Source organism: Motilimonas pumila (assembly GCF_003596335.1).
Taxonomy (GTDB): Bacteria; Pseudomonadota; Gammaproteobacteria; order Enterobacterales; family CBDFNC01; genus Motilimonas; species Motilimonas pumila.
The window spans coordinates 1-8,520 of sequence record NZ_QZCH01000052.1; the positions used below are offsets into that span (position 1 = coordinate 1).

General features: G+C 45.2%; 8 protein-coding genes. 7 read left to right on the forward strand and 1 reads right to left on the reverse strand.

From position 1 onward, the window contains the following. The first annotated feature begins 380 nt into the window (after positions 1 to 380). Together tnpB and D1Z90_RS19825 are read left to right on the forward strand one after the other, a co-directional pair. A complete protein-coding gene (gene tnpB, locus D1Z90_RS22110; protein ID WP_119912525.1) occupies positions 381 to 566 on the forward strand; it encodes an IS66 family insertion sequence element accessory protein TnpB in 186 nt (61 codons plus the stop codon). A gap of 509 nt (positions 567 to 1,075) precedes the next feature. Then, positions 1,076 to 5,119 (forward strand): fibronectin type III domain-containing protein, encoded by a 4,044-nt coding sequence (locus D1Z90_RS19825; protein ID WP_119912526.1) that lies wholly within the window; start codon positions 1,076 to 1,078, stop codon positions 5,117 to 5,119. A 198-nt stretch (positions 5,120 to 5,317) separates the two neighbouring features. On the opposite strand, the gene D1Z90_RS19830 is transcribed toward D1Z90_RS19825, so the two are convergent. Further along, positions 5,318 to 5,500 (reverse strand): hypothetical protein, encoded by a 183-nt coding sequence (locus D1Z90_RS19830; protein ID WP_119912527.1) that lies wholly within the window; start codon positions 5,498 to 5,500, stop codon positions 5,318 to 5,320. A 440-nt stretch (positions 5,501 to 5,940) separates the two neighbouring features. Between D1Z90_RS19830 and D1Z90_RS19835 the strand changes: the two genes are divergently transcribed. The 5 genes from D1Z90_RS19835 to D1Z90_RS19855 all read left to right on the forward strand — a co-directional run. Further along, complete coding sequence (locus D1Z90_RS19835) at positions 5,941 to 6,795, forward strand: hypothetical protein (RefSeq protein WP_119912528.1); 855 nt, start codon at positions 5,941 to 5,943, stop codon at positions 6,793 to 6,795. A gap of 139 nt (positions 6,796 to 6,934) precedes the next feature. After that, a complete protein-coding gene (locus tag D1Z90_RS19840) occupies positions 6,935 to 7,330 on the forward strand; it encodes a hypothetical protein (protein WP_119912529.1) in 396 nt (131 codons plus the stop codon). Position 7,331: 1 nt separating this feature from the next. Then, positions 7,332 to 7,601 carry a hypothetical protein gene (locus D1Z90_RS19845; protein WP_119912530.1) on the forward strand — a complete coding sequence of 90 codons (270 nt, stop codon included), beginning with the start codon at positions 7,332 to 7,334 and terminating at the stop codon, positions 7,599 to 7,601. Positions 7,602 to 7,666: 65 nt separating this feature from the next. Then, positions 7,667 to 7,867 carry a hypothetical protein gene (locus D1Z90_RS19850; RefSeq protein ID WP_119912531.1) on the forward strand — a complete coding sequence of 67 codons (201 nt, stop codon included), beginning with the start codon at positions 7,667 to 7,669 and terminating at the stop codon, positions 7,865 to 7,867. Next, positions 7,864 to 8,520 (forward strand): hypothetical protein (locus tag D1Z90_RS19855; protein ID WP_147378807.1); only part of this gene is annotated, 657 nt, incomplete at its 3' end. The genes D1Z90_RS19850 and D1Z90_RS19855, both read left to right, overlap by 4 nt.

The following is an 8,520-nucleotide window of genomic DNA, read 5'->3' on the forward strand; positions in this document are numbered from 1 at the left end:
CTGAAAGAAAATCAGCGGTCTGAAATGTGAACAGCATGAGCCTTTGTCGCACTGAAAACTATTTGATCAACAACGCCCAATATATTTGTTTAAAGGGTAACTTTATAGGGGGTCGGTGAATGCCGGCACCTGTCAGGTAAAGGTAAGCGCTTAATTCTCCGTGTTATTCCAAATTTAATCTGAGCCTTGATAATGACGCCCGCCGTTCGCTCTTCTGGTTTTGCCATGGCTCAATTGGCAACTTTGCCTGAGCCGGCATCATCACTTTCTATCACTTTGCCCAACGGCATACCACTCGGTGGTTTGATGCCAACAACGCACCTGTTGTAGCTACTTTGTTGGCGTACTTACGCTAATGCCCACGCTGCGACCAATACCCAGTGACCTTGGGTATTTTTGTATTTGCCCCGACTGATTTTCGCAAGCCTCATCGTGGTCTTAGCACCTTAATTGCAGCGGAATTAGGCCACAATCCCTTCAGCGGTGAGCTGTACGCGTTCACTAATAAACAGTGCAATAAAATTAAATGCGTGCTCTGGGAGGACAATGACTTTTTGCTCAGTTAGAAGAGCAACTCTTTTTATGCCTTACTGACGAAGAAAAAATGGGCGCTAAAAGAACCTTCTTCGCCAAGGTGAAAGAACAGGGCAACCGCATGAATGTTTTTTAAGCGACGAGTGGTGTTTTGTTAGACGAATATCTGCCGCAAGGACGCGGCAGTAAAGCCATCATGGATGATTTTACGGCGTTTCGTATAAGGAAACTATGGGGTGCATATCTAAGTTTTTTGATGTAAATATCAATAATGGTGCGGTGGTAAAAGCAGAGAATAATGTTTTTTGCTGAATATTTTTACCATGCCTATCATGATAAAGGCTGGAATTTATTTATTAAAGCTTCATGGATCGATTAACTTGTTAATGAAAGTTGATAAAAATGTTACGTCCTGTATACATCAAACGAGCGGGCTCAGCAGTACCGCATTTTTTGATAATTACCTTATATTCGTAGCTACCACGGAGGGAGCGTTTTGCCTACCTATAACACCAGAGCGTTATCACGCATATCAGGCTATATGGCCGCTGCTAGTCTGTTTGCTTTTGTTCCTATTAACCCTGCAAATGCTGAAGTGCTTTTATACCAGTATCAAGGCCAGTGGTTGGAAGGCGAAACGATCACTTTATCTGGCAATGGGTTTGGCGAACGTTCACCATCAAGTGGAGCGAGTACAGCTACAGAGGTTGCCCCTTACCGATTTGAAACGGTAGAAAGTGGCCTTGTCGACGAGCAAGGACTACTTAATAGCTTTGCCAGTGTGGTAACAGACAACAACCGCCCGGGCAGTCAATTCAACTTATTGCACCAGCGCGGAGAGGCTATTACTTACACGCCAATCACTACTCGTTGGGGCCACCAACGACACCATGAGGTCCGCTATAGTCTTTCTGTAGAGGTGAAAGATAAAACCCCAGTTCATCAATATTTCGCGTCTGCTTGGGTGCGCCTATCCGATGATTTTTTGAATATGCAGGCCAGTCGATACAATCAAACAGCCTTGATCTCATTTCAGCCCGACCGAGCAGGAACCTCAGGCCTTGTAGGCGGCGGGGGCATAGGTGTATCTGCAGTTAAAAACCCGGCAGAGCTTTCAGTTTCCACCAGTAGCGGCGAATTAACTCGCTATCATGGCAGTATTATAGAAAAAATGACCCCGGGAACTTGGCATCGAATCGATGCATGGGTCAGTGTCAATGATGATACTACCCATTACCAAGATGAAGTGAGCTTTTGGCTCGATGGCCAATTAGTGGCCTCTCGCCAACAAGCTGGGTTCAGGCAAACTGAGTTTCCGGCTATGTTGGGGGTGCACTTTGTCAGTTACATGAAGAACCTCAATACCGGTGAGCAGCCTTGGTCAGTGCAAACCGATGACCATTATGTCGATTTTACCCAGGCCCGGATTGAATTAGGTAACGCCCCGACGTTTGCAGAATCAAATCACAGAGAAATTCAACCTAGCTCAAGCTGGCAGTCAGACCAAGTTAGCTTTACTTTCAACCAAGGTTCATTTCAGCCGGGTGAGCAAGTCTATCTGTACTTAGTGGATCAAAACGGTGAGGTTAACCGTGAAGGTTTACCCGTGCGATTACCCGGTGGCACAGATCCAAACCCAGACAATGGCGACGTGTTTGCGGCCAATATTAACTTTCAACCCGCCAATGCAGAAGTGCCACTTGATTATATTGCTGACACAGGGTTGGAATTTGGTGACAGAGGTAACGGTTACCACTATGGCTGGAGCAGCGACATTTCCACCAGTACCCGAGACAGAAATAACGTCAAGGCTGCTGACCAACGTTATGACACCTTGGCGCACATGTTACTGCCTTCAAAAGGGTTTGACGCCAGCTGGGAGATAGCTCTGCCCAATGGTGACTATCGAGTGAGATTAGTCGCGGGAGACCCAACATATAAAAATGGTTTACAGGAAATTGATGTTGAAGGCGTGCCTTTTATTTCGGTTAAAGCCGATAGCTCGGGCTCATCTGAGCATACCGGCACTGTGACCGTGGCTGATGGCCATTTAACTATTTCTAGCCGTTTAGGTACTGAAGTGGTCGCAAATAAGTTGCAGTTTGTTGAGATTGCCAGCGCCACAGGCGAGCCAGACTCAGCACCACCTTCATCTTCTTATCAGGCCAAAGTCGCTGCCGATGACGGCCAAGTTTTCCTTGAGTGGCAGAATCCGCTATTTGATTTCACAGGAGCGCTGGTAGTGTATAGCACCTCACCCATTACCACACTCCCTACAGCGGGTACAGACTATCGCTCGTTAAACGAACTAGGTGACGCGGTTGTACACAGCAGCGGGCCTGCTACTCAAGCCATGATTGCGGGCTTAGACAATGGCCAGCAATATTATATTGCCGTATTTGCCTACGATGACGCGTTTAATTATGCACCGGCGGTGACGACACAAGTGGTACCTGAAGTTGCCCCGAATCGTGAAATAGCAAAGCAAAGAGCACTCAAAGCAATGGAACAGCTCACCACAGGTAATACACCGGATCTGGTTTATGATACCCATAATCGATTTGCCAGTTTATTTTTTGGCGCTGAATCGATCCCAGAAGTGTATCAATTATACGGTGACACCCTAACGGTAGAGTCGGGCAGTCAATGGCAACACGAGTCTGAAACCAGCTTTGCGCTTGCATGGCAAACTAACTTACCCGCGCTAACCTACGTCGAGTATGGTCAAGACACAAGCTATGGCCAGCAAACCGATATTGCAGAGCGCCCATTTTATACCCATAACCATTACTTAACCGGCTTAACTCCAGATACGCAGTACCATTATCGTTTAGTGTCGACCGACGAGCGCGGTACAGTGCATTATTCACCAGATATGACCTTCACCACTCGTAGCCCTGAAAATGTTATTCGCATCCCTGATGACATGACTGGATCACTGCCATGGACTTTAGATCAATCGGATGTGACTTATTTGATTACCGAAGATATCACTGCGGAATCAGGCATTTTTAAAGTCACGGGTGAAAATATTGTATTGGATCTAGGTGGCCACACCCTGACACACGCAGATAAACTGCATACTGCTTACAATGGCAAAGATCCCAATAACAATGGCATGGCTATTTGGCGTTTAAACTACCCACTAACAGCCGGCAAGCTAAAAATTGTCAACGGTATTATTCGTCAAGGTAGTGCGGCTAACATTGGTGGCAACTATGGCGGTTATAATGCGATTCATACCTCTAATACAGACGACCTTGAAATCGCCGGTATTACGTTTGATTATCACACTGCGCAAACCTATGCGCTTTATATGAGCTTTAGTCCATCATACCCTTACCAAGATGCGGAATATTATATTCATCACAATACGTTTAAAGATCGTGGCTGGCATATTGTAAACCGTCACGGTAAAACCGGTGGCCGCTCGCTGTTATTCACCGGAACACCACCCGCAGACCGCAGCAACTTCAAGCTGCATTACAACCTAGTTAAACGAACCCGCCAAAATGGCCTGAGTGGCTCAGCTTCCGTACTGCACAATGAAGTGTACGTGGACAGTTGGGCAACCAATGCTTTTGCAATTCAGCCTTATTCTGCACCGGGTAAAAATGCCGGAGAAGTGAGACATAACCGTATGTTCCTTACCGGGTATCACGCAATCGGTGCAACTTGGGCCCATGAAAGCCTGAACGTCGCTGATAACTTGATCCACATGGAAAGCATTAACAGTGGTAAAAATCGCTGGTGGGAAAGTTTTGGTGATCAAAACAGCCTCAATGGTTTGCGTATCACCAACTATGGCAAAGGTGGGCAAGTGCGTAATAATCTGGTTTACAGTCGCAATACCATAGTGGGCACCGCTCGTAATGGCGCGTTAATGCGAGGCACAGAATTTTTCAGTGATTACAGCATTAAAGGCACCATTTTGGAAGACTCAACCATACGTTTAGAGGCCGAAGACAGTATCACAGACCGAGTCTCTCCTGTGGTTACTCAGGGCACCAGTAATCTTGACCACGAGATCACGCTTTATCGAAACTCGACCCTCAGTTCCAATATTACCAATGTAAGGTTTGGTGACAGCTATGGCCGAGGTTATAACCATCACTTCCACAACGTGCATTTTGAAAAACTGGGAGATAACCCTCACTACCACACCTTTATTTTTGATGGTGCTTATAGCCGTGACGGCCATGTTATCAGAGATGCTACCTTCAGTGGCGGGGCCGCATGGGACGATGTATATTGGAAGGCCACAGGTGATTTAAGTGCTTATTCCGTGCAGTGGACTTTAACACTTAGCGGGCAGCCAAATGCACAAGTTGGCATACAGAATGTGAATGGAGAAACGGTCTTCAGCGGTTATTTTGATGTCAGTGGTAAGTTACAGGTGCCGTTAACGCAAGCGACTATCCGTCCATTACAATGGACGCCAGCGTCAACCGGAAGCGGAGTGAGAGATAAGTTTCAACACCAAAAAATCTTTGCGACTCCACATACCGTAACTGTCACAACCGCCGATGGCAGCCGCCAAGAGCAACAAGTGAACATGGACGGCCAAAAAGCACTCGTCTTTTAACTCCTAAGCTCACCGAGGCCACATAACTTGTGGCCTATGTATCAGCAGCCTTATATGGCTGCTGATATTTCGCAATAGAGAGCGGCGCAGACTCATAAACCCTTTACGCAAGATCAGAAAAACCGGATTGATTCTTCTGCCAAGGTAAATATTTAACAGCAGGCTGTTAGTTAGCGGGCAAACTCTAGGCTTAATGGTTTAATCACGTTTCCAGCGGTGCGCGATTAATTTTACTTCACTAGGCTCAACGGCTTCACCTTCGGTGAGCGGTGCTTGTTCTTGTTCTTGTACAAACTGATGCCTAACAAAGTGGTCTATTTCCGCATCTGTTGCCTCGGGGGGCACTGATAAAACCAGCGTCACCTTAATTACTTCGCGCATTGTCACCTCGTTTAAGAAGGGTGTTTACCAAAATCAACCACCGGCTAATTAATAACAGGCTTTGGTGTCGTAAACACCCCCGTAAGTATCTTATAAATTGCTCGCCAGTTTGCCTATGGCATCAGGGGTATCGCAAATGATAGTTCAGTGAGCGAATGCTTCCCATGAAGCTGAATAAGCGATTGGTAGTACTTGCTAGCTAATTCATTAGTATGGGTTTTTAACATCTATTGAGGCAATGCGTGTTGATCCTTCTCATTTATCGGATCATTGATAATGTATATGGGTGAATATTCATATTAGAAATTTTCATCGGCCTATCATCTTTAACTCTTTGTATTGATGTAAAATTGATGAAATAATTATTCCTTTTATCGGGTATCAACAGCGCTGCGTTTTATTGAGCAAAAATTATCACTGTGCTTTTGAAAAGGATTCGCATGAGTGGGCGAAATAAAATACCGGGTAAAATACAGGGCTGGCTAAATGGCCTGGAGCCACAAGAGCGCAACAAGCTGGACTTTAGCCCTGAGTCGCTCTTGCCCCTTGAACAAGTGCTGCTGAGCCGTTTTTCTGATGGAGAGAGCATGTATCAGGATGAGCACTTTGAGTTTGTGCGCGGTTTTCTACTTTATGGCTATGAGGTGTTTCGCCGCAATGACTTATTGCGCCATTTAGAGTGGCGTTTGCCTGAAGATGAGCACGCGCCTTTAATGCCCACGCTGATTTGCCCCTTATTTAAAAACAGCTGGGTAAATATAGGAAAAAAGCTACCTCGCGTATTACACGCCAGAATAGGTCATGTGATTTACGATTATTTTAATAAAAATACTCAATTTTTTGTTAATAAATATGAGGAAGAATTAAGAGCAAAACCTCAACCCGTGCCCGGCAATGGCGGTTATAGTTATCAATACTACCTGCTGGGTGATAAGCGCAGCTTTAACCTCAGAGCCATTGCTGAGCAACTGGCCACTGCGCTGGCTCATAAGCCGGAGTGGCAGGTAACGTTTCATAGCCCAGAGCACTTATTGGTCAGTATGGGCAACGACTATTATTTTCACTTTAAGCTGGACGCCAGAGCCAGTGTATTGGAAGAGTCCGCCGAATTAGCAGACGATTATCAGGGTGAAAAAGATAAGGCCCGCATTGCTAGCTGCGCTTTTAGAATCGAATTCTGGGGCGACGAAGACGACATGGGTGACTACTTTAACGAACACTTGCTGCTGCTAGAAAAACTCGACAGCGATTTGATTTATGATTTCAGAAACGGCCTGTTTCTGGATGAGTTTTAACGGCGCTGCCATCTCAGGCCCTATTAGGCGATTAAAATGCGCCCCCTAGAAACCGCGAAATGTAGGCTCTGTGCGCAAAACCGGTTTCCCAAGGCAATAAAATGTATCAGCTTAATCATACAGATATAAGGTAATCATTATGGCAATGATATATTTATCCGAGCGAAAAGGGGGCGGCTCTCCTGTTTATTGCACTTATCATAAACACAATCATTTAGTGTTTGATTCATTCGAAGGAAGCAGTAAGTTTGAAATTGTCAATGCTGTTGATGAAGTGTCACCTACTAGTTTGATGCAGGAACAGCATATTCTAAAGCTTATGGATGAACTTAAGGCACTAATGGCATTAGATATAGCAAGTAGTCATCAAGGGCTACGTAATCACCTAAAGGAAGTCCTCGTGCTTTGTAAGTTTTGTATTTGGAATCCGGGTAAATACATCTTGCATATTACCCCTTTTGGTTTTGCCGCAAGTGCGTATCCGGAGCAGCTGGCACCGAATATGCGATATAGTCTGTTGGATGAGAGTGGGTAAAATGCAAAAAAATGCGTTAGTGCGAGAAAAACCTTGGGTATATTCTCTCTATAAAACCCCTTCTAACTGCTACCAAATTAAAGTGGTTTATTCGCCTAAAAGCTTTGTTGACGCACATATGGTGATTGAGTTGAGCGTTGAGGAAGTGAGCATGTTTGAAAAAGACGAAAAATGGGCTGATAAGTTCGCAGAAGCAGTTCGACGAGCGCCCGACAAGTATATGGCGAGGCATATTAATGCCTCGACTGCCTGTGGCACTGCCAAAGCTTAGGCTAAAGTGAGTTTGGCGCTGCAAAGGAAATATCCGAGCTCCGCTACGTATTTAATGGCCGTAAAGTGAGCCTGGCAGAGGCTCAAAATGGCATGCAAGCGGCGCTATCTCGTAACGCAGAGCAAATATCTAACAATATGAATGCAGGAATGAAAGCTAGCCTAGGTCTAGAAAAAACTAGTAACGCGCAGAGGTTAGCGCTTTTTAAAGAGATGATTAAAAACAAAGATGCGACATTATTTGATATGGTAGAGGTGTTTCAGTGAGAGTAAAAGAAATAGACACCATTCATGGGGTGGATTGTTATGCTCATGCGGGTGAAAAATTGTGCTATGTATACAAGGATGAGTCCACCTTGTATATTGAAAATGAGAGTTATGATTTTGGCCGTGAGACAACGCAACATAGCCTTGCCATCACCGATGAGTATTTGAAATGGGAAACGGATGAGGGGGCGGTATTAATCTACTCAATAACACAGGGTAAGGTGGTCACTACATTTAACGACCCTGAGCGCCCAGTGTATTTATTTAGTCATAATAAGTTATATGATGGCTGCATCCTTATAAATGAGGGTGGTAACGATGACTGGTATAAATACAACCTCGCCACTGAAAGCAAAGAAGCTATCACAGTTCCAGACTTGTACTATCGTTACTGCTATTGCCACGAGACACAGCAACACGTGGTGTTAGGAAGAGAGAGGTTGCAAAAACAAGGGCAAAACGGTGCCGATGATGAATATGTCGAAGATACTATTTGCTTTGATTCGGATTTTAAACCTCGCTGGACTTTATCCTTGCGAGGGCGTACCTCAAATGGTGTTAAAGAGGTTACTTTAAGGCTAGATGCCGTGCTGGGCATCTATGACGGTAAACTATGGCTTAAGCTCAGCTCCAATGACATTGTGGCCCTAGAC